General features: G+C 54.7%; 15 protein-coding genes and 1 tRNA gene. 12 read left to right on the top strand and 4 right to left on the bottom strand.

Annotated features, from left to right (window positions below):
• Positions 1–24: 24 nt before the first annotated feature.
• Both SH573x_RS01250 and SH573x_RS01245 read left to right on the top strand, forming a co-directional pair.
• Positions 25–756 (top strand): metallophosphoesterase, encoded by a 732-nt coding sequence (locus SH573x_RS01250; RefSeq protein WP_479352474.1) that lies wholly within the window; start codon positions 25–27, stop codon positions 754–756.
• Between the two features lie 6 nt (positions 757–762).
• Positions 763–1,383 (top strand): CDP-alcohol phosphatidyltransferase family protein, encoded by a 621-nt coding sequence (locus tag SH573x_RS01245; protein WP_479352473.1) that lies wholly within the window; start codon positions 763–765, stop codon positions 1,381–1,383.
• 3 nt (positions 1,384–1,386) lie between these two features.
• Here the strand turns inward: SH573x_RS01245 and SH573x_RS01240 are convergent, their stop codons facing one another.
• A complete protein-coding gene (locus SH573x_RS01240) occupies positions 1,387–4,638 on the bottom strand; it encodes a bifunctional serine/threonine-protein kinase/formylglycine-generating enzyme family protein (RefSeq protein WP_479352472.1) in 3,252 nt (1,083 codons plus the stop codon).
• A 261-nt stretch (positions 4,639–4,899) separates the two neighbouring features.
• On the opposite strand from SH573x_RS01240, the gene SH573x_RS01235 reads away from it, so the two are divergent.
• From SH573x_RS01235 to SH573x_RS01215, 5 genes are all read left to right on the top strand, one after another.
• Entirely contained in the window at positions 4,900–5,094 is a 195-nt protein-coding gene (locus SH573x_RS01235) for a hypothetical protein (protein WP_479352471.1), read from the top strand.
• A gap of 854 nt (positions 5,095–5,948) precedes the next feature.
• Positions 5,949–8,549 (top strand): WD40 repeat domain-containing serine/threonine protein kinase, encoded by a 2,601-nt coding sequence (locus SH573x_RS01230; protein WP_479352470.1) that lies wholly within the window; start codon positions 5,949–5,951, stop codon positions 8,547–8,549.
• 4 nt (positions 8,550–8,553) lie between these two features.
• Positions 8,554–9,345 (top strand): FHA domain-containing protein, encoded by a 792-nt coding sequence (locus SH573x_RS01225; RefSeq protein ID WP_479352469.1) that lies wholly within the window; start codon positions 8,554–8,556, stop codon positions 9,343–9,345.
• Between the two features lie 27 nt (positions 9,346–9,372).
• On the top strand, positions 9,373–9,765 hold the full coding sequence (locus SH573x_RS01220; RefSeq protein ID WP_479352468.1) for a VOC family protein: 393 nt from the start codon (positions 9,373–9,375) through the stop codon (positions 9,763–9,765).
• Positions 9,766–9,962: 197 nt separating this feature from the next.
• Positions 9,963–10,448: a VOC family protein gene (locus SH573x_RS01215; RefSeq protein ID WP_479352467.1), complete on the top strand. Its 486-nt coding sequence runs from the start codon at positions 9,963–9,965 to the stop codon at positions 10,446–10,448.
• Positions 10,449–10,514: 66 nt separating this feature from the next.
• On the opposite strand, the gene SH573x_RS01210 is transcribed toward SH573x_RS01215, so the two are convergent.
• The gene (locus SH573x_RS01210) at positions 10,515–11,882 is read right to left on the bottom strand and encodes a hypothetical protein (protein WP_479352466.1); all 1,368 of its coding nucleotides are present in this window, start codon (positions 11,880–11,882) and stop codon (positions 10,515–10,517) included.
• A 703-nt stretch (positions 11,883–12,585) separates the two neighbouring features.
• Positions 12,586–12,659: transfer RNA gene (locus SH573x_RS01205), tRNA-Ile, on the bottom strand.
• A gap of 578 nt (positions 12,660–13,237) precedes the next feature.
• Here SH573x_RS01205 and SH573x_RS01200 point away from each other — a divergent pair.
• The 3 genes from SH573x_RS01200 (at position 13,238) to SH573x_RS01190 (ending at position 15,524) form a co-directional block, all read left to right on the top strand.
• Positions 13,238–14,113, top strand: a complete 876-nt coding sequence (locus SH573x_RS01200) for a transglutaminase-like domain-containing protein (protein ID WP_479352465.1) — start codon at positions 13,238–13,240, stop codon at positions 14,111–14,113.
• A gap of 153 nt (positions 14,114–14,266) precedes the next feature.
• Positions 14,267–14,638: a hypothetical protein gene (locus SH573x_RS01195; RefSeq protein ID WP_479352464.1), complete on the top strand. Its 372-nt coding sequence runs from the start codon at positions 14,267–14,269 to the stop codon at positions 14,636–14,638.
• Between the two features lie 223 nt (positions 14,639–14,861).
• The gene (locus tag SH573x_RS01190; protein WP_479352463.1) at positions 14,862–15,524 is read left to right on the top strand and encodes a transposase; all 663 of its coding nucleotides are present in this window, start codon (positions 14,862–14,864) and stop codon (positions 15,522–15,524) included.
• A 157-nt stretch (positions 15,525–15,681) separates the two neighbouring features.
• On the opposite strand, the gene SH573x_RS01185 is transcribed toward SH573x_RS01190, so the two are convergent.
• Positions 15,682–17,757 carry a S46 family peptidase gene (locus tag SH573x_RS01185; RefSeq protein WP_479352462.1) on the bottom strand — a complete coding sequence of 692 codons (2,076 nt, stop codon included), beginning with the start codon at positions 17,755–17,757 and terminating at the stop codon, positions 15,682–15,684.
• 251 nt (positions 17,758–18,008) lie between these two features.
• On the opposite strand from SH573x_RS01185, the gene SH573x_RS01180 reads away from it, so the two are divergent.
• Together SH573x_RS01180 and SH573x_RS01175 are read left to right on the top strand one after the other, a co-directional pair.
• The gene (locus SH573x_RS01180; RefSeq protein ID WP_479352461.1) at positions 18,009–18,926 is read left to right on the top strand and encodes a phosphatidylinositol-specific phospholipase C/glycerophosphodiester phosphodiesterase family protein; all 918 of its coding nucleotides are present in this window, start codon (positions 18,009–18,011) and stop codon (positions 18,924–18,926) included.
• A gap of 5 nt (positions 18,927–18,931) precedes the next feature.
• On the top strand, positions 18,932–22,051 hold the full coding sequence (locus SH573x_RS01175) for a PVC-type heme-binding CxxCH protein (RefSeq protein ID WP_479352460.1): 3,120 nt from the start codon (positions 18,932–18,934) through the stop codon (positions 22,049–22,051).
• Positions 22,052–22,193 lie beyond the last annotated feature (142 nt).

Genomic DNA, 22,193 nt, shown 5'->3' with positions numbered 1-22,193 from the left:
ACAAATTACAATCTTGCAATAATCATGCCCTCAGCCTGTTTTGTTTCTGATCTACATTTGCTTAGTCCGCGCAGCATGGCCTTGCGTTGCATGCCGGCTATACAAACGGCCTGCCGCGACAGCCAATTAATTGTGCTGGGTGGCGATATCTTTGATTTTCGTTGGGCTACCCTGGGCGGTCACCATGAGACAATGCAGGCGGTGGAAAACTGGTTGGTCAAGCTGGCTGATGACCATCCGCAGGCGACCATCGTTTACATCATGGGCAATCATGATTCACATCCCGACCTGGAGATGTTGCTGGAGAGGCTGAGCCAACAGCATGCTCATTTTCAGTGGCGGAGTGACTATTACCAAGTGGCCGATTGTTTCTTCTGCCACGGCGATGTACTGGATGCCGGCAGCCAAAGGCAGTTAGGCCACTATCGCAAGAAGTTTCAGCATGAGCGCCAGGCCAGCCGCACAGCTCATCGCATTTACGACGCAGCGGTTGCCATGCGACTGCATCGTACGATTCCAAAGTTGTTCCATCGACCGCGGGCTACTTGCCAACGACTGAATGAACTGATGTCGATCGATGCCTATGCGACCGCATCTACCGAGACACAGAACCAACTGGCTCGAGTGCGACGCGTTTTCTTTGGCCACACGCACGTTCCCATCTATGAACTGCCCATTGGTCACATCCATTATTTCAATCCCGGGGCTGCACTCCGCCACATGAACTTTGCGCCAATCACTTTCGACATTGAGTAGAGACTTATGCCAACACCTGACGGCAACGACTGTTACTCAGCCGGAGAGCGAGGCTGGATGGAATATGGCCAGCAAGTGCGTGGCTGGTGGTTGGCACCCAGCCTGCGGATGCTCACGCGTCTGAGTATTACGCCCGATATGCTGACGGTGTTATCAGGTTTATGCGGTGTGGCCTTTGCGCCCTTGTGGCTCATGGATCAAGCCTGGTTAGCCTTGGGAATGCTAGTCCTGCATGTGCTGCTCGATGGCTTGGATGGACCGCTGGCGCGACATCAGAATGTCGCTTCGCCACGCGGCAGTTTCACCGATACCTTTACCGATCAAATTGTAGTCACAGCTGTCACCGTTGCTTGGATGGTCAAACAAGCCACGCCTTGGGTGATTATGTTCGGCGCTAGCTATATATTCCTGTACACACTGGTAGTGGCGCTAGCGATGGTGCGCAATGCGATGGCAGTACCCTATTCGTGGTTGGTGCGCCCAAGATTCTTCGTGTTTGCGGCTTTGGTCTTTGAATGCTTGGGCTTGCCTCTGGTCATGTTGGTGACCATGCCCGTGTGCTGCGGGCTGTTGGCGGTGAAAGCCGTCACTGGCTTTGTGATTGTGCGAGCCAATTTAAAGTCTTGAGCTTTAATCAGTCAGGCTTCGCGCCAAACGCATTCCGACCATCGGCAGTCGTTCGCAAGGTGAGGCCGACTTGCTCACATCGCTCCCTAGTTCCTCAGCTGTGCAATCAAAGGACCCGCCGCGATGGATGCGCGGTACGCGATCATCGAGCGTCAACGAATCGCCCAGGCCGTCGGAGACTTCCATGGTCCATTCGCTGGCGTTGCCTAGAGTATCAAACAAACCAAGTGGATTGGGACGCGTGTATCCGACCGGTTGAGTTTGTCCTTTGGAGAGCGGATGCAAGCAAGCGTACTTGAAAATGGATAGTTCGCTGTCACCGAAAAAGTATTTCGTAGTCGAGCCAGCCCGACAGGCAAGCAGCCATTCGTCCCGAGTTGGCAAGCGATAGCCGCTGAGCTGGAGAAAATTCGGTTTAACTTGCATGCCATGTGCGAACTGGCCTTCGGCGTTCGGAATATAAACTTCGTCTAGACCTTCCTGTCGGCTAAGCCAATTGCACAAGGCGGCGCAGTCGTACCAGGTCACATCGACTACGGGTTGTGCGAGCAGTTCCGCTGCGTTGCTGAGGGCAGGATTGACCGGCGCGCCCGGCCAGTGGTATCCCGAAGCTTTAACGAACGCTTCAAACTGCTGGCAGGATACTTCGTGGCTGGCAATTGCAAAGCAATAGGGCACAGCCTCAGTGGCTTCCAGATGCACCAACATTTCGCCGACCGAATTCAATGACCAGTTTCTGTCGGCCGCTGTCGCAGGCTTTCGCACCACCAGGGGCAACGGTGTATGCGTGGTATGCAAGACGTATTCCGCTACTGCGCGTACGCCCGAGTCGACGTCGCATTGGTACAGCTGGCTGGCGCCATCTAACAATTCGTCTAGATCCTTGTGAGGCGTGTGGCTCATGTCAGACTTGGCCAATCCCATCAACAAGTAGCGTCGCTGGACTAATTCCTGGTCATACAAACGCTGGTGAAAGTCAGCGGGTTTGGCGGTAGCCGGTCGCAACCAACCTGAGTCGCTCAAATGCTGTTGCACTAGCGTACCGGTTAGCGGCCCAAAACCCAGGATGCTCAATTGAACATTCAAATGCGTGGGATCTTCGGCGTATTCCCATAACTTCCAATATTCATCCGCATAACCTAACATCATCAGTCCAATGCCGGCCAGGTGCCGCTGTTGCAACTTGCTGAGCCATTGTTCGCTTTGTTTATCGACCTGGCGTTTGATCACCGCACGCAGGTACTCCCTGGTCGTTTCATCATCCTTCAATCGTTCAACGATCGAGGTAAAGATCCAAGGCGGGCCGCTTAACATCAGGTCAAGGGATTGGATGGTGTCGTCTTTGACCAACAAATCCCAAATCGTATAGATCTTGGCGCGTTGATCGCCAGCAAAAGCGGGAGTCGCATCACCCAACCCTAGTTCCAATGCCGCTATGAGATGCGTCCGAATGTTCTGCAAGAGACGCATGCGAGTTGGCAAGCCATTCAAGTCTTCGACTACCAATGACATCACCAAGTTCAACTGGATGTCGTGGCTGGACCAGTGCGGATCGGTTGGATAGCAGTTGGCCAAGAAGCTTATGGCGTTCAGCTTGCGCACCAATTTGGCGGTTGGCCGCATCGAGATTACACCCCACAGCTTGGCTTGCAATTGGTCGGCAAACGGCTTTAGAGCATCGATCATTATCTCGGCTTGCTGAGCTTCGCTGTCGAGCATGATTTCGGTCAGCTCTGGAAGTAGTTCGGGCACTTCGCCGACCAAGGCCAGCTTGGCTCTGAGACTACGTTGCTGGGAATCCGAATACACTTCACGATCGAGCTGACTCCGCAGCTGACCAACATGCGGCATGAGTTTTTGCAAGGCTCGATCCACGTTGGGCGGCGTGGTCGTCAGCAACTCCTCGAGCAAGTTCATGCGCACATAGTGCTGATAAGTTGTGGAAGCCCATAGTCCGCTCAGAATAGCGCACAAGCCAATCACAGCCATCCAGGCCAGCGTCGGCCGACGAATCTGAATCGGCACTTTCGCAGGCGAACATGTTAACTCCGGTTGGCTCTCCGCCCCGCCGGCTGGCTCGAGCTTGGGAATCTCTAAGGTCTGCAAGTAATCGCGCAGCTCAGCGGCCATTTCCGCAGCGCTGCTGTAACGCTTGTCGACATCAATGTAAGTCGCCCGCAAGCAAATATTGCGCAGCGGTTTCGGGACGTCGACTCTTTTCAGGTCGACATCGTCATGCAGCGTCACCATGGAACTGCTGAATTCGACTTGGGTATCCCCAGAGTTGCCGGGCGCCAAACGCGCATGCACATCCGAGACATTGGATTCTGTATCGTGCAGAGGCGAACTGAAACCGGTCAGCAGCTCCCAGAGCATCTTGCCCAAACTATAGATGTCGCTGCGATGGTCGATATGCTCATTGTGCGCGCTCAACTGTTCAGGGCTCATGTAAGCCGGTGTGCCAGCCCGCGGATAGTGACGCGATCCGCCCACAGCCCGCCAGGCTAAACCAAAGTCAGTCAAATAGACCTGACCGCTAGAGTCGATCAAAATGTTCTGAGGTTTAAGGTCGCGATGAATGACACCGTGTTGATGCGCGTAGTGGAGTGCATCGGCAATATCGATGATCTGGCGAACAATCAGCGGTATGTCGCAGCTGGTAAGCTTGCGGCCTGGCTGCGCCAGGGTGCGACCTTCGATCAGCTTGCTGACCAAGAACAGCGGTTGTTGTTCGGTACTGCCAATGTCATAGATGGGGGCGATGCCTGGATGATCCAAAGCGGCCACCGTTTGGGCTTCAGCCAAGAGCAGTTCCAGTTGAGTCGCCGCTTGGATGACGCTGGAGTGAGGAATCTTGAGAGCGACGTTGCGTTTGAGCTTTTCATCGAATGCCAGGTAGACGCGTCCGAAACCGCCTTGTCCCAGCATCTGCACCAAACGATAACGGCCGATGGCCTGCGGAATATCATCGTTGGCGGCCGCAGCCGCTTTGGCTGCGCCGGGCCGTTGACGCCAAAGTTGATGAGCGACCGCAGGGCCGCTGCCCTCCCCTTCTGCGTCACCCGGCTCACGCAATTGAAGCCATTCGGGATCGGCGCCAGAATCGAAGATCTCAGCTAATAGCCGCTGACAAACTTCGCATTTGGCTAAATGCAATTCGCAGACGGTCGCTTGGCGCAGTCCCAGTTTGCCACTGGTATAGCTTTCCAGCTCTACTCGACGCCAGCAACGATTGGCCAGCTCGTCAATCGGCATTCGCACTACCCCAAGGTAACCCACGGATTCCAAGTGAGTGCGATTATAGTTGACTAGTGAATATTAGCCACCAGCCGCCAACCACCTTACATTCGCCCGGGATAACGCAAAGGGCTGACGGACTGGCGGCGTGAATCGGTATCTGAACCCTACGTCAAAAAGCCAGTGAGTTCAAATTTGAATTTCAAATTTCCAATCGCCCACTGACTCATTACAATGGCTCGCAGTGCAGAATGTTTATCCAAACTTGAGATCAATTCCATGAATGAAACAGCGCCGGCGAAACGTTCCAATCACCGTTTGATGTACTTGCTGTGTATCGGCTTGGGGATCGGCATCGGCTGGTTTGTTGCCAAAGCCCCCGAGATCATCCAGGGCAAGCCACCCGAAGTCTTACCGACCAACGATCCGGTTGATAATAAATCTGGCCTGGCCGCACCCATCAGTCCGTTCTAGTTGATAGCGATGGCCGCCAAGAGTGCGGCTCATTGCCAAAGACACCCCGGGCTGTCGTAACGACCCGCCGAATTAGTCAAGTCAAAGCAGCGCCGGCGGGACAGCCAGAGGAACGGTTTGTGGAAAACCGTGAGGAATTTTCCTTGCAAACAAGGCCCCGAAGGTAATAATTGCAAGACCTGGACATGAGGGGCCCACATGCCTAAACAGCATGTGAGCAGTCTGGGTCGGTCGCCGGCTGCTGCTTTCACGGGCGTTTCAGTAGCGCACGGCGACCATCTTCGTACTCATAAATTTTCCGAAGTTTATTGCCTCGCTTCGTTTCTGCCCCGCAAACCCTCTGCCTGCTTTGCGCAAAACGCCCAATCTCTTCTCTTGGCTGCCATCTCTCGCCTGCGATCTTTACCCGAGACGGGTAAGTAAAAAAGTGTTGCACGCCGAATCCACCGCAAGGATCGGGCGTGCAACATGAGCCTGAGGGGCTTTTCACTGTTGCGCAAGATAAGCGTTCCGCCATTTTCAATCAATGGAAATAACGCTCAAGCCCGGCACCAAAACTCCCCGTAGCCGAAGTCGCCAGAGTTTGGATGAACTACCATAATCTCTTCTGGGTGGCACCAAAATATCTTCCAATCTCCCCCGTAGCCGAAGTCGCCAGACTTTGGATGAACTACCATAATCTTTTCCAATCTCTGGCGAGATCGGCTACACCAGACACCAATAATCTCTTCCAATCTCCCCCGTAGCCGAAGTCGCCAGACTTTGGATGAACTACCATAATCTCTTCCAATCTCTGGCGAGATCGGCTACACCAGACTCCTCCAATCTCTGGCGAGGTCGGCTACGAGAAACCCATGCCACCGAAGCGAAAATCTGATTCCACCGACACGCTGATTGAGCAACTGCGTGAGTACGAAGTGCTGAAGGTGTTAGGCAAAGGTGGAATGGGTATTGTCTATCTGGTCAGGCACTCACTGACCAAACGCATCGAAGTACTCAAAGTCTTGCGCCCCTCGCTGGCCTCACGGACCAAGCTCAAAGAGCGGTTTCTAAGAGAAGTACAAGTCGCTGCTAAGTTGGATCATCCCCATGTCGTAAAAACACTTACGGCCATTCAGACGGATAAGGTCGTTGGCTTGGTAATGGAGTATGTGGACGGCCAAGACCTCGACTCATGGGTGCGCCACTCTGGACCACTGCCAGTCTGGATAGCGACCACAGTCATTCGCCAAGCGGCTCTGGGTCTGCATCACGCCCACCAGCATGGACTGATCCATCGCGACATCAAGCCGTCGAACATTCTCATTTCCCAAACGAGCGACAGTCCGATTGCCAAGCTTTCGGACTTCGGGCTCTCCAAACTCGACGACGAAGCGCCCACCAACAATCTGACTATGGACGGTCGCTTTTTGGGCACGCCCGATTTCATGGCTCCGGAACAATGTCTGGATGCAGCTAGTGCCACGGTGGCTGCGGATATTTATGGTTTGGGTTGCACCCTGTATTACGCGCTAGTTGGTCGGCCTCCTTACGCGGGCGCCAACGCGATGGCCGTCTTGAACATGCACATCAACGCACCCATTCCCCATGCAGCAGCGCTGAGACCTGACTTGCCCGAGGGACTGAGCAACATCTTGCTCACGATGTTGCAAAAAGACCCGCGCACACGTTGCGGGAGCGCTGCCGATGTGGCTCAAGCTCTCCTACCCTATACTGGTCACAGTCAACCATCACTGACCAACACTTCGAACACAACAACTAGTAGCCACACGACCGATAACCATACAACTAGCGACAGTGTGGTCGTGGCCCCAGTCTCGCTGGCATCCAATTCACAGGCGGAATCAGACACGGGCAACCAGTGGAATTCGGCGCTAGTATCAAACAGACCACTTCGCAAACGCCCAACCCAAAAGTCCAAGCCCATTTGGCCAGTGCTGCTGCAAGTGGCCATGCCCATTGGCTTTTTGTTCGCGGCGATCTACCTGATTCGCCCATGGTTGGGTTCGACCGATGGCACGCTAAGGATTCTGAATTTACCGGTGGGTCATACCGTCTTGATCGACGGCACGATTCAGATTGCCGCTGCTCCCGATCGCCCCTTCACGGAAATCCGCTTGCCTGCCGGTGAGCATAAAATACTAGTCTCCGACGGCGCTGGAATCCATTTGAATCGAACCGTAGATATCAAAGCCAATGGTTCGCTAGAGCTGAGCCTGGCGAAAAATGGCCAGTCTCAGAGCTCACCACCTACTCCACCTCCCAAACCACCTAAAATCCCACCGAACCCCAAGCGTAGCAATCAAGCAATTGACAGAGCTCCGGAAGTGGTCGAGGCTCGCCAGCCCGAGCTTCCAATGCCACTCGTCGAACCTCAACCTATTCCCAAGGACTCCAACGCTTCAGCCACTAACAGCCCGACTCGCACTCCCGTAACCATTCCCAAAACAAGCTTGGAACATCCAGCCTTCACCATTGAATTGGAGCGTCAGCTCTCGGGTCTTAGCTGGCGGCCATCGGGACTTACTCTGCTACCTCGCGGTTTGACCAGTGAAGGCAACGAAATCGTGGTGGCGACTGGCTCTCAGCCTAAAGCCTGGGATGCCAAGACTGGCTTTCCGCAAGAGTTCTCCACACCCTTTACATTGTCTGGCTTGACAATCGCCAGCAACGAAAAGTCGGTTTTGTACTTTGACGATTACAAGTGCGAAGTCTGGGTCTTTCGCAAACCTCAACCCACCAAGTGGTTTTGGACTCCCCAAAATCTCGACGTCAAACGTGTCTTTGCAATCTCATCGGATTCGAAATACCTGGCATGCGTTGATCACAACGAGTCCTTTATACGCTGGGAGCTATCGTCGAAGAAAGCCGCTGAAACCGTAACGGCCCGGCATCCACTTTCGAGTGCCAAAGTTGTTAGCGTCCAGCTGACCGGAAAACTGGACAAGGTACTAACGGTCGGTAACGATGATACCATCACTTGCTGGAATACCGCCGATGGACAAGAACTGGGCCTGGTACGCGGGGCCGAGGCTACTGCCAACCAGCGCATTGTCGATCTGCATGTTAATAGCGCTGCTCGGCGCACCTTTGTTGTCCGCGCAGAGGGATCGGTAGAAGCCAGAACGATACCCAAGTTAGAATTGGAATCTAAATTCGAAGTTGCGACCGACGAGGTTGTCTCTTCAGCCCTGGGCGGACAAACTCTGGCCGTCGTTTCCACTGCGCACGTTGTCCGTCTATTCGATGTCAACGACGAACTGGCCATCGGCCAAATCGAACCGCCCGACGATGTATCGGTTACTTGCCTGACGGTTTCGGCTGACGGCAAGAGCATTGCGATCGGATATTCCAATGGCCAGGTCCAATTTGTGCGACTGCGCCGAGTTCAGATGCAGCCTGCCAAACCCTCGAGTGCCGGGACCGATATTTCTGAAGCTTCGACCACGAAGTAATACCATGGACAACAATTTTTCTGATGTCGACCGAGTCCTCCAAGATTCGCAAGGGCGCGCGATACCGCCGGCGGATCCAGGTGCATTGAAAAAGACGCACAAGTATCGCCCCAGCCATCGGCCCTCGATGGCCATACTGCAAGTGTTTGACGACGGCAGTGACACGTGTGAAACCATTCGCCTTCGCAATGCCTCCACCACCATCGGTCGCTTCGACTGTGATGTGTGCATTCCCCACGACTGCTTGATCTCATCAAAACATCTAATCGTTGAACGCCAAGAATGCGGAAGTGGACATCAGTGGCACATCCGCGATGTGTCGATCAACGGCATGGGTTTATTTGTCCGCGTCCGACGTGCGCGACTTCGACATCGCTCGGAGTTCTTGGTCGGCGCCCAGCGCCTGCGCTTTAGCTGCGCCAGTTCCACCACCTTTGATGCACAACAAAAACTCTCGACGCGACTTGACCGCGGCAGTTTGCCGGGCGATCAGTCGCAGGCCGATGGAATTGCTTGCTCTTCAATTGAGATCCTCTCCCAGTCGAAATTGCCGACGCTGTGGCTGTTGGGAAGTGAATATTGGATTGGAAGAGCGCCCGACTGCGCGCTGTCGATTCCTGAGGACCGCTTTCTTGCCCCGCAGCATGTCAAGCTCTTAAAGCAAAGCAACGGCGACTGGCATGCGGTAACCGATCGCGTGCCCAATGGCATGTGGATACGCGTGCCCACTATCCACGTCAAAAGTAGCTGCACCTTCCAGATCGGCGAACAGCGTCTGAGACTGACCATACTTTAAATGCAACAGGAGTTCGTTAACCAGCTTATGTTTAAGCCCCAACCTGCGCCGTGCGCTGTGCTGTTTGCCAAAGACTTGTTGCTACTGGCCACGTTTTACAGAATGACCTTTGACATGCAAGAAATCCACCAAGACAACGCTCACGTTGTCTTGGAATTGTCGGGGTTCCAACTGATCATTCATGCCATTCCACCTCATGTAGCTGCGGAGATTAACATCACCGTACCACCAGAGGTGCGCGAGGATAGTCCGCTCAAACTTTGCCTGCCTGTCCAGTCGATCGAAGTGGCACGCCAGCAGGCAATGGCTGGCGGTGGAACAATTTTTCCTCCCGAGCGCCAGTGGAGCTCAGGCGATTTCTGTGCTTGCGACGGCTACGATTGCGAAGGCAACGTTCTGCAAGCTCGCCAAGCCGTATGACGTCGATGTTTCGACGAGTGGGCGCGACCTGAGCACGTGGATCGCTTTGGTATCAAAATGCTGCCTGGAATGCTTTCCCGCGGTTTGATGTTGCAAACATCGGTGGGATATTGATTAAAAGTTGCTTTGTGTTTGTCGATGCGCAGGGTTGGCATTCGACTGACTGACAAAGTAACTCATCTCAATGGAGCAGCGCAATGACCAAGCCAGCCAAGAACACTATTTGTCTGTGGTACGACCGCGACGCTGAAGAGGCGGCGCGGTTTTATGCACAGACTTTTCCCAATTCATCGATCGACGCGATTCATCACGCTCCTGGAGATTTTCCAGACGGCCAACAGGGGCAAGTGTTGACGGTCGAGTTCACAGTGCTGGGGATTCCCTGCCTGGGTCTCAACGGCGGGCCGACGTTCAAGCACAGCGAAGCGTTCTCGTTTCAGGTCGCAACCGAGGACCAGGCGGAAACCGATCGTTACTGGAACGCAATCGTCGGTAACGGTGGCCAAGAGAGTCAATGCGGTTGGTGCCGCGACAAATGGGGAGTGTCCTGGCAAATCACGCCGATTGTGCTCACCAAAGCCTATACCCATGCCGACCGCGAAGTCGCCAAACGCGCTTTCGATGCAATGATGACGATGACCAAAATCGACGTCGCCGCCATCGAAGCAGCCGTTCGCGGTTGAGCTGTAAGCGTCAGTTAGCCTCACGTTGCGGCAAGTCGAACGAAGCACGTGGATACGTCCACGTGCTTAGGAAGCGGGCAGCCGCCGGTTGACGTGTTGGATCAGGTTCCAGCCATGGTGGACCATTAGCAACATACCTGCCAGCACTCCTACGCCAGCATTTGATTTGAGGTGACTGCCAGATTGAATGGCCAGGCCGAGCAACATGCTTGATACGCCACACACCAGTACTCCCAGCCAGAAACCGCGGCGGTGGTGCTGCCATTGGGATGGGCGAGGATTTAGCACTAACTCTAGTACGGCCGTGATCAGGACAACTACTCCAGGCACAAGCAGCGGCGCAAACCACCATGGATTCTCAACATCCAAGCGCAGCCAGCCGGTAAGTAGCCAAGGAACCCCGATCAGTCCCAGCAGGCTCATGAAGATAGCTGCCATCACACTGGTTTCGCAGAATGTCCAGAGCCCCAGTCCGATGGCCATCAGATAGAACACAAATAGCACCGAGTGGCATTGGTAGAAGGTCGACAATGTTGCTAGTGCGCTTTCGTTGAGAAATGCCAGCTTCTTGTCCCATGGAAGTTCCAAGTACGCGTACTCCGCTGGCAGTCCGGGTTCTAGACGCAGCGAAATATAGCGATTGAGCGGAAAGAACCATGTGGTCGTTGACGGAATTGTCTGATTGGCCCATTGCTGAATCAGTGAAGCTTGCTCGGATGGTGGTAAGTCCTCGCGCAGAACGATGGGTTCAAATATCTTGGGCGCGGTGACGTAGCTGTAACTCAGAAACGATAGCCCCACCAGCGCGCCCACAACATAGAGCGTCGTGGCGGCTTTGACAGCCAGTCGCAGCAGACTGCCTGGCTGACTGGCGTGGGTGCTCGATTGCGCCGATGCGGGCGCTGGTAATGCGCAGGATGCTGGTGATGCTACCTTCGCTGGCGCTTGCGTCGGCAGGGTTGTCGCGTTTGTTCGTTGGAACTGGTCAATGACCTGGTGGGCCACTTCTCTGTCTGCCCCGGTCTGCCGCATGAATCCCCGAACCGCTTTATCATGAGCCAAAGCGATGGCGCGTTCATTGACTTCGTATTGAGCTGCCGGCAACTCTGGATCAGCCAGTATCGATCGCTCTATGGCTGATGGATCCAGAGTGTGATCGACTTGCTCGGCGATGCGTAACGTGGCCCTGATAGCATCACTTGGCGACATCAGGTGATAGACGCACAAGCTGGCCGCGGCGCTGGTATATTCGTGCGACTCGAGAAAGGTCAAGAACGCGACCAGAGCCTCGTTATCCGCTGATGGCAGACCAGATTGTAGAGCAGCCACCAAGTTCTTAGATTCCAGAAGCGGAGCACAAGCGACTTCGTGGTAGTAGCGAATCGCTTCAACCGGCTTCCCTGCGCTCAAGAGCTGTTGGATTCGAGCGTACACCCTCTCAAGCAATTGGCACGTTTGATTTGTCATTTTTCAGCTTGAAGCCCTATTGGCCAAAGATGTCAACGAGCGATATTTGCATCTTTCCGCCCCGCAGAATGCCTTTCTCCCAACGCGGTTGGCCCCCTTGGGCGATGAACATCGCACTGCCAACTGGTAGTCTGCGACCAGGTGAATTCTTTCATTGTCGGTGACAAAAATGTTTCACAATTTGCGTATCGTTCGCAGACTTGCCCCGCTGTCAACTACTTTACGCATCAGCTAACTTGTCGTCCGCGGGTTTCGTTGACGGCCACGAACCTATCGACCAAATTTCGCAAGATCGTATCGAGGGCAAAGCTTAGGATTTGGCCTAAGGCTTGGCAGAACCTTCGCGCGACATGCGGAACGGAATTGCTGATTGCGGGATTCACGCAGAAAGAGGTAAGTGAGTGGTTGGGTAACTCGGAAGCGGTATTGCACGAGCACTACGCCATGGCAACTCGCGAGTCATTTAAACGCGCAGCCGGAGTATCGGAGAATCTCGGGCAGTTTCTCGGGCAGAACGACCCAAATTCGGGCAGTTTGAGGCAGTCCAAGGCAGGGACCAACAAAGAAAGGCGAGGAACCCAAGCGGTCGAAACCCTTACAAAACCCAACGTTTTTCCTAATCTGTCGCCTGCTGGCATCGCCAGTCTACTGCTGACAAAATTGTGTCAAATAGGCCCGGAGGGACTCGAACCCCCGACCAAGGGATTATGAGTCCCCTGCTCTAACCGACTGAGCTACAGGCCCTTGGTTGAAGTGCCTCTAATATAGCCGCGATTGGACTTGATTAAAGGGCCGTCCGGGAGCCATTCAGGGACCGTCCTGGGGCCATTGGAGGGCTGATATCGCCGGGTTGCAGTCAAAAGGCTGGCCAGGCACGGAAACTATCGAAATTCAAAGGACTTCGGGTGGCACTGGCAATGCGCAGCATAGCCAGTGCCTGGATCGAAGTGGTGCAGTTAGCCGGGCCGCGTTACTGGTCTAGTGGAAGCGAAGTTTTGGACACTGCCTGCCAGGGTGCTGCCTGTGACGGGTTGGTTCGTTGGTCAATGAGCCATCTCAGGACGCTTTGAAACTTCGGTTTCATTGGCCCTGTCAAATGCAGCCCTAATATCAATCGCTTCGTTTTGAGCACTGGCTAGGCTGCGCATTGCCAGTGCCACCCAAAACCCATAGGCCAACCCGAATACTTTATATATAAAGTAATTTATCTGCGTGCATGCCTCAGGCCCCCTATCGAAACGCCGGCTGCCGGCTTATGGTGAACTGCTCTGCCGTGCAGTAGGTTTCGGTGCGTCAGGCTCTGAAGAGGGAATTGGCTGGGCATGATTCGGATGCAATTGGAGTTGGCGCTGAGCTACCATGTAGCTGAGCCGGGATGCGATTTCGTCTTTAATCTGCATGCCGCCAGAACTTCGCGACAACGCGTCGTAGCGGAGAAGTTTTCCATCAGCCAGGCAGCTCCCAGCGAAGTTTTCCAGCAAGCGTCAACCGGCAATAGATACGCTCGACTGCGCTCCGCCGCCGGACCGCTAACCGTGCAGTACGCGGCCACAATAGAGATGCAGCATTATATGGCTGCGCCGGAAAGCATCGGTGAAGTGCCGGTCGCCAAACTGCCAGTATCGGTGCTCCATTACTTGTATCCCAGCCGCTACTGCCAGTCCGATCGGCTATCGAAATTGGCTATCCGCGAATTCGGCAGCATGTGGCAAGGCTATGGACGGGTGCAAGCAATTCGCGACTGGGTCCAGCATCATATCACTTTCACTTCCAACACAACCAACTCGAGCACCTCGGCCGTCGATACGCTGATCGAACAAGTCGGAGTGTGTCGCGATTTTGCGCATCTGATGATCGCGCTCTGTCGCGCGCTGAGCATTCCAGCGCGATTCGTTACCGGCACCGACTACGGTTCCGACCCCGCACTCGGTCCGCCCGATTTCCATGCGTATGTCGAAGTCTTCCTGGGCGATCGCTGGTATCTGTTCGATCCATCCGGTACCGCCATTCCCATGGGACTGGTGCGATTTGGAACCGGACGCGATGCCGCCGATGTCGCCTTTGCCACCATCTTCGGCAGCGTCACTAGCTCTGCACCTCACATCATGATGCGGGCCGTCACCGATGGCTCAGCCTCGCTCGTCATGCCTCACCACTGCCAACAAGCACTATCGACCGACGATCCAGCCACGGCTTAATGCAAAAGCATGTTCGCGACCTTACATCAGTATGCGGCAGCAGCTTTAAGTGACTTGTTCCACCAACTGCGCCAGCAATCTAACTGCGATGTGGTACAACTTATGCAACTTGAAGACATTAGTGCTATTGGAACTTTAGTAAGGAGAGCTAACGTGAAGAAAAAGGCTGCGAAGAAGATCGCCACCAAGAAGACCACCGGAACCAAGAAAGCTGGTAAGAAGAAAGTAGCTGCCAAGACGGCTGTCGCCAAGAAGACGGCGACTAAGACGACAGCGACTAAGACGACGGCCACCAAGAAAAAGGGGGCCAAGAAAAAGGTTGGTACCAAGAAGAAAGCCCAGGCGCGTGAACTGATCGATACGGGTACCGATAAGCGATTCGTACGCCGCGACGAACAGGGACAATTCGATGAAGTTGTCGACGTCGGCAAATCGCTAGCGATGGATCGCAAACGAACCGCCAAGACCGTGGCCAAGCCTGGACATGGCGATAAAGGCGATCGACCTACCAAGTCGAAAAAGTAGAAGTCACGTAGCGGCGTCTCTCCGAGACGCAGATGGATTTCAGAACCAAGATTTAGGGCTATAGTAAACCGAGTCTCGGAGAGACTCGGCTACGTGAATCACGTAGCGGCGTCTCTCCGAGACGCCGATGGATTTCTAAGGCAAAGTTTAGGATCGCAGTAATCCGAGCCTCGGAGAGACTCGGCTACGTGGTGGTTTCCGCTGAAGTTGGGAGCGTCCTAACGTGGAAAGAGCCGACATCTCCTTCTTTGATCCGCAAGCCGACTGGATTGTGGTGGAGCGAGGTTTGCCACATTGGTCGCAAGCGGGTTGTGTTTGCTTTGTCACATGGCGACTCAATGATTCACTGCCGGCCGATGTACTGGAACTCATCGACCGGCAAATCGAATTGCTTCTACGGCATGAGGGTTTTGATCCCAATGGCGATTGGAAACAGCAACTCGCTCAGCAACCTTCGAAACGTCGCGGAGAGATCCAGTGGAAACTCTTTACGACTCGTGACAAGTTTCTGGATCAAGGAAGTGGTGCTTGCCATCTGTCCGACCCACGTTGTTCAACCGTGGTGTTAGATAGCCTCAAGAAATTCGATATGGAACGTTACTTCTTGACCGATGCCGTAGTGATGCCCAATCACGTCCACTTCCTTTGCGCGTTCGCCAACGAGGAGCGATTTCTGCGACAGTGTACGGACTGGAAGCGGTATACCGCTCGCCAAATCAATCAAATACTTGGACAGATGGGCGAGTTCTGGCAAGTAGATCAATTCGATCATTTGATTCGCAGCCCCGAACAGTTTGAACACTACCGGCGCTACATAGCGAAGAATCCATTAGAAGCCAAGCTGCCGCCAGGCTCGTTTCGGCATTTCCAAAAGCAACTCACGTAGCGGCGTCTCTCCGAGACGCCGATGAACTTCAGAACCAAGATTTAGGATTATGGTAATCCGAGTCTCGGAGAGACTCGGCTACGTGCACGTAGCGGCGTCTCTCCGAGACGCCGTTTGCCAGTCTCGGAGAGACTGGCCTACTTGGTCGGCTACGTGGTTACTTGCCGATTTCGTTGGCTAGGGCTTCGGCGCCGTAGATCTTGCGCAAGGCTTCCAAAACTGCGGCGATGTGGACCGAGACGCTGCGGGATTGGTCTTCAGTGTAGTTAAAGTCGGCAGTCAAGCTTTGAATGTTGCCGTCGAAGATGATCCCCACCATCTTGCCATCGCGATCAACCACAGGTGAACCTGAGTTGCCACCGATGATGTCAGCGGTCGACACAAAGTTGAAGGGGGTGGAGCCATCGATTTTATCTTTGGCTTTCTTCCAACTCTCTGGCAGGATCCAAGGATCTTTAGCTCCGTGTGCCTTCTCGTGCTCATAGGCGCCGGACATCTTCGTGTGCGCTGGAATCTTCTCGCCGTCTTCCTGATAACCTTTGACCAATCCGTAGGCCAGGCGTAGCGTGAAGGTGGCATCGGGATAGTTCGATTCACCTTCGGTGGCGAACTTCACTTCGGTGATCTTGGCGTAGGCTTGACGTTCGAGTTCGTCGAGCTCTTCTTTCTGCAGACGCAGCTTGCGATACTCAGGCTCCAGTGCCAGCGCCATCTTGATCAACGGATCATTGCTGCCCTTGATGGCTGAGGCACCGCCTTTGGCGAGCGACTTGCGAACTTCGACGTCCATCAACTTGGTACCTGCAATAATCTCGGCAGCTCGGTCGCGGGGATTCTTGCCGGCCAGCAGTTCGAGCACCAGCGGTGAATCGCCACCACGCTCTTCAGCCATGCGCCCAAGTTCATCGGCCAACTGTACGCGTTCGAGATCCTCATAGATCGGAGCCGGTGAAAACAAACCCTGCTCGAGCGAACTTCGATTGGAATCGCGAAATTCTCGCAAACGTTCTTTGCTTTCCTTGGCGTCTTCCACGCTCATCAGCACCAAAGTTTCCGCGATACCATACAACTGGCTGCGGAGACTGCCGTCCTGGCCCAGCATTTGACGGCGTTTCTCTTGCACTTCGGTGATCGTCTTCCAAGCATCCATGGCACCTTGGATCTTGCCATCGCTGCTGGAGGCGGCGGTCTTTAGCCGGGCTTCAGCGGCGCGCTTTTCTTTCATGAAGGTGGGATCTTGCAAGCCGCCCAACATGCCCATGTAAGCTTTGCGCGAGTTCTGAATGCCAAACAGATCATCTTGACCACGACGAGCTTGCTCGGGGCCACCCAGCGCGTATTGCTGAATGAGATTCTCTTTGCGGCGCAGCAGATCCAGCGTCTTAGGCAAGCGGTGATCGCGCTGATAAGCCATCGCATCTGCCGTCAGAATGCGACGGGTTGTACCTGGATTGCCAGAGACAAATACCAAGTCGCCCTCTTTGGCGCCCTCAGGATTAACAGCCAGGAAGTTATCAATCTTGGCCGGCTTGTCGTTTTCATAGACACGAAAGATGGTGACATCCAAACAGTAGCGTGGATATTCAAAGTTGTCGGCATCACCACCAAAGAAAGCTGTCCCCGATTCGGGCGCCCACACCAATCGCACATCGGTGTATTGCTTGTAACAGTACAGGTGATATCGCGCACCGCCATAAAGCGTAACGATGTCGCTACGCAGACCGGTCTTGTCCTTCGACGCTTGTTCGATTTCAGACATCGCCTTCTGGCGCTCTTTGTTCGCCTCAGCTGCCGCCAATCCCGGCTTGATGGCCGCGTTGACCTTGTCGGTCACATCTTCGATCGACACGAGTTGATTGAGCTCCAAGTCCGGCGCACGCAGTTCATCAGCTTGCGTCTTGGCATAATAGCCATCGGAGTTGATATTGCGCTCAGGCGTCGATAGCTTGTAAAGCGTATCGGAGGCAACGTGATGATTAGTCAGCACCAAACCCGTGCTGGAGATGAACGATGAAGAACCACCGGAGTTGACGCGCACGCTGGAGAGCATCAAGTGCTGGGCCCATTGATCGGTCGGCGTAAACTTGTGCTTCTCGGCCAGTTGCTTTTTGGGCAGCGCGTTGAACAACCACATGCCTTCGTCGGCTTTGGCCGAAGATGTCAGGTCACCTGTAGCCACCAAGCCAGCCAGCAGCGTTAAACCGACTCGAGCCCATTTCGCAGTACGCTTCATTTCTTTTTCCCTTATTGATTGCTGAATGAACGGTCGAGGTTCCTGGCGGTGTTAGCTCCGAATTATACTGTCGATCGCCCAAGTGCTAAAGTGTGGCATGGGCAGGCATGTGGCATAGGCTTCCACCTGTGTCCAATGTGGCATAGGCTTCCAGCCCGTGTGTGGCATAGGCTTCCAGCCTGTGTCTGTTTTTCCAAGAGGTCTAAACTTTGATGATTCCATGGAAACTAATCACGAGTAGGAAAAAACGCATGCTGCTGGCCCCCGACTCGTCTTGTAATCGACACAGGCTAGAAGCCTATGCCACATGCAGGCTGGAAGCCTATGCCACATGCAGGCTAGCGGCCGACGATACACACAGGCTGGAAGCCTATGCCACATTCAGGCTAGAAGCTTATGTCACATTTTTGTTGCTGCTGCTGGTGACACCCCTTTGGGGTCAGGAGCCCGTGCAGGTGACCCAGCGAGCTCATGCGCACAACGACTACTTGCACGCTCGACCGCTGCTGGATGCGCTGCAGCATGGGTTCAATAGCGTCGAAGCGGACATCTTTCTGGTCGATGGAAAACTGCTGGTCGCGCATACTCAATTGGAGCTGCGCAGTGAGCGCACGCTGCAGGCGCTCTACCTGGATCCACTCAAGGACCGCATCGCTGCCAATGGTGGCCGCGTCTTTCGCGATGGCCCCGCCTTCGGCCTGTTGATCGATCTGAAGACCGAAGCGGAAGCGACCTATAAGGCACTGCACGAAGCCCTTAGCCAATACGCATCAATATTGACCCGAGTCGAAGATGGACAACAGAAACCCGGGGCGGTCAATATCACGATCAGTGGTAATCGGCCGCAACCATTCATTGCTGGGCAAAAGGTCCGCTACTGCGGCATCGATGGTCGGCTGAGCGATCTCGATTCGGATTGGCCCGCGCATTTGCTGCCGATGATTAGCGATAACTGGACCAATCACTTCAAGTGGCGAGGCCGAGGCGAGCTGCCGCCTGCAGAGTTGACCAAGCTAAAAGACATCGTCGCGCGCGCCCATGCCAGAGGTCGCAGCGTTCGATTCTGGGCCACGCCCGAAGAGCAAGCACTGTGGCGCGTGCTGGTAGATGCTGATGTGGATTTGATCAATACCGATCGATTGTCGGAACTCGAATCGTTTTTGAGATAAATGCAATGACTACTAGAGTACTGACTGTGCTGCTTCTTCTGGTCGCCGCTGTAGCTCATGCCCAGCGCCCAGAGGATCAACCTGAGGGCCCTGCCCTGTCGCCCGGCGAAGCGCTCCAATCGTTTACCGTCTCCGGCGGGCTCCAGTGGCAACAACTTTTGGCAGAACCCACCCTTCGTCAGCCGCTGTTTGCCACCTTTGACCCACGCGGAAGGTTATGGGTGGTGCAGTATCTACAGTATCCCGAGCCGGCTGGTATCAAAGCGCTCAGTCGCGATAACTTCTGGCGCATCGTTTACGATCGTTTGCCCAAGCCACCCGGACAAGACGTACCCGGTGCGGATCGACTGACGATCTTCGACGATAGCGACGGCGATGGAAAATACAGCGAAGTGGGTGACTTTGTCAGCGGGCTGAATATCGCAACTAGCGTTTATCCAACAGTCGATGGAGCCTGGGTACTCAATCCACCGCATTTGCTCTTCTATCCTGATGCCAACGGCGATTTGAAAGCCGACGGTCCACCCGAAGTGCACCTCGAAGGTTTTGGCCTGGAGGATACACACTCGGTGGTGAACAGTTTATGTATGGGACCCGACGGCTGGCTGTATGCTGCGCAAGGCAGCACAGTCACTGCCGCGGTGAAGCCTTACGGATCGTCCGAGAAACCACACAAGAGTTTGGGCCAATTGATTTGGCGTTACCATCCGCAGCGTCGCCTCTACGAGATCTTCGCCGAAGGTGGTGGCAATGCGTTTGGTGTGGCCTTCGACAATGAGGGTCGAGTTTACTCGGGTCACAATGGCGGCGATACGCGCGGCTTTCATTACGTGCAGGGCGGTTACTTTCGCAAGGGCTTTAACAAGCACGGCGATCTATCGAATCCATATTCGCTCGGTTATCTCTTGCCGATGCCACACGATCCCGTGCAACGTTTTTCACATACGATGTTACTGACCGACGGCACAGCGCTGGCAGCAGCCATGCCCGGTGCCATGCTGTGTGTCGATCCGCTGCACGGGACGCTGGTCCACACGCGGTTGATTGCCACGGGCAGCACATTCAAAACGGAAGATGTTGAGCTGGGTGTCAAGTCCAGTGACAAGTGGTTTCGACCAGTCGCCATCGCCGATGGCCCAGATGGTGCGGCCTACGTCAGCGATTGGTACGACAGTCAAGTGGCCCATATCTACGCGCACGTAGGCAAGCTCGATAAAGATCACGGTCGCTTGTATCGCCTGGCCCCGCCGGGCACAGCCGGTCCTCAAGCTGCATGGGATGCGACGCTGGCGACCGCCACCGATGCAGCCTCGGTTGATACGCTGGTTGCCAAGCTGCGGCATCCGGTTCGCTGGCAACGCCAGCAAGCGCGACAACTGCTCGCGCGGCATCCTCTGCGGGCTCGCGCGCTGCCGATGTTGGTCGAGATGCTGGCTAGTAAAGCAGATGATGCCGGCGACAAAGTAGACCAACACAGGCTGGAAGCCTATGCCACAGACGGGCTGGAAGCCTATGCCACAGAAGCGTTGTGGGCGCTGCATGCGTGTGGTTGGTTGGGCGATGCGTTAACCACTGACCCCACAGTTGAAGAGCTGATTGAACCTGCCCAGCTCATGCAACATCGCTCGCCGCAAGTACGACAATGGGCAGTGCGTTTGGCAGCTGACGATTTGGATGTCAGTGCAAATACATTGTCCGCCATGGTTAAACTGGCGGGCCAAGAGCAGGACGCAGCGGTGTTAGTACAGATCGCGGCCTCTGCCAAACGTTTGCCGCCCGATAAGTGTTTACAAGTTTGCAGTCGGTTGCTCGACCGCCCGTTGCCCGAGGATGATCCCTATTTGTCGCTGATGATCTGGTGGGCCATCGAAAAGCAGTGTGACAAACACACTGAAGTGGAAGCGGCGTTGGTGAACCGCAGCGGTCTCTATCACCACCAGGTTTTTCAACAACAAATTGCGCCACGCATTGTCGAACGCGCTGGCATGATCGGTGGTGATCGAAACTTGCAAACCATCGCAGCAGTTTTTAGCGCGATCGAACAATTGCCGGCTGACGTTCGCAGCGAAGCGGCTATGGCCTGCGTGGCTGGATTCGAACGCGCGTTTGCCGGTCGCTCGTTGGCTGGCGTGCCCAATAGCGTGCTGGATGGACTGGCTCGACTAGGACAACCATCGTTGGCTTTGCAATTACGCCGAGGCGATGCTGCAGCGCAAACGCAAGCTGCCAAGCTACTGCTGGACGACAAGGCCGATGTAAACGCGCGCATTCAAGTGGCCCGCATTCTGGGTGAAGTGCCCGGACCAGCAGCCCTGCAACCACTGTTGCAACTATGCAATGACGAGCAAGCCAAGCTGCCACTGCGCATGGCAGCAGCCAGTTCGCTGGCCGCCTACAACGATCCACAAATCGCCCAGACTGCGATTACTAATTGGGCCAAGTGGCCCGGCGATCTGCGCTCCAGCGCCGGTGCTATGCTGATCGCTAAACCTGCTGGTGCCAGCCAATGGCTCGATGCCCTCGATGCCAGAACCGTGCAATCGAACGATCTGCCGCTGGAAGTGGTGCGCATGTTGCGATTGCATACGCAACCAGAATTACTCAAACGTATCGACCACTACTATCCGGCCATTGGAAAAGTGGACCTAATCACCGCTCAAAAGCGAACCGCGGAATATTCGCAGACCATCTTGGCTGGCAATGGTGATCCGTATCGCGGCAAGAAGTTGTACAAGGAGTCGTGCGGTCGCTGTCATGTGCTGTTCGATTCCGGTGGGCAAGTGGGCCCGAACTTGACCGGATATCAACGCGATCAATTGAACACGCTGCTGCTAAACGTCATCGCGCCCAATTTAGAAGTGCGCGAAGGCTATCAGGCCATGGTGGCGTTGACTAGCGATGGTCAACTGCGTACAGGATTTATCGAACGCGAGAATCCCGATCAAGTTGTACTGCGAGCCATCGATGGCCAGGCACACATTATCGACCGCGATGAAATTGAATCGCTCAAGCCGCAGGCCACCTCGCTAATGCCCGAAGGGCTGCTCGACCAATTAACCAACGAGCAACTGTGCGATTTATTTGCGTATCTACGCAGCTCGCAGCCACTAAGCGATGGAACCTAGAACACCTTTGGAGTGCGGTGCCATCTGGCACCGCTTTGATGTAAGTAAAGTCTCTAGCCGCAGCCTGAGTCGCTCTGGAAGTTTGGAGTCACTTGGTTCGTCCAGGCTGCGGTACAGTCCAGTTAGGACATCAAAGCTACGG

This window comes from Rania fehmarnensis (assembly GCF_056494185.1).
The sequence above is the reverse complement of the archived record's forward strand: the minus strand, read 5'-3'. Positions and strand labels throughout refer to the sequence as shown.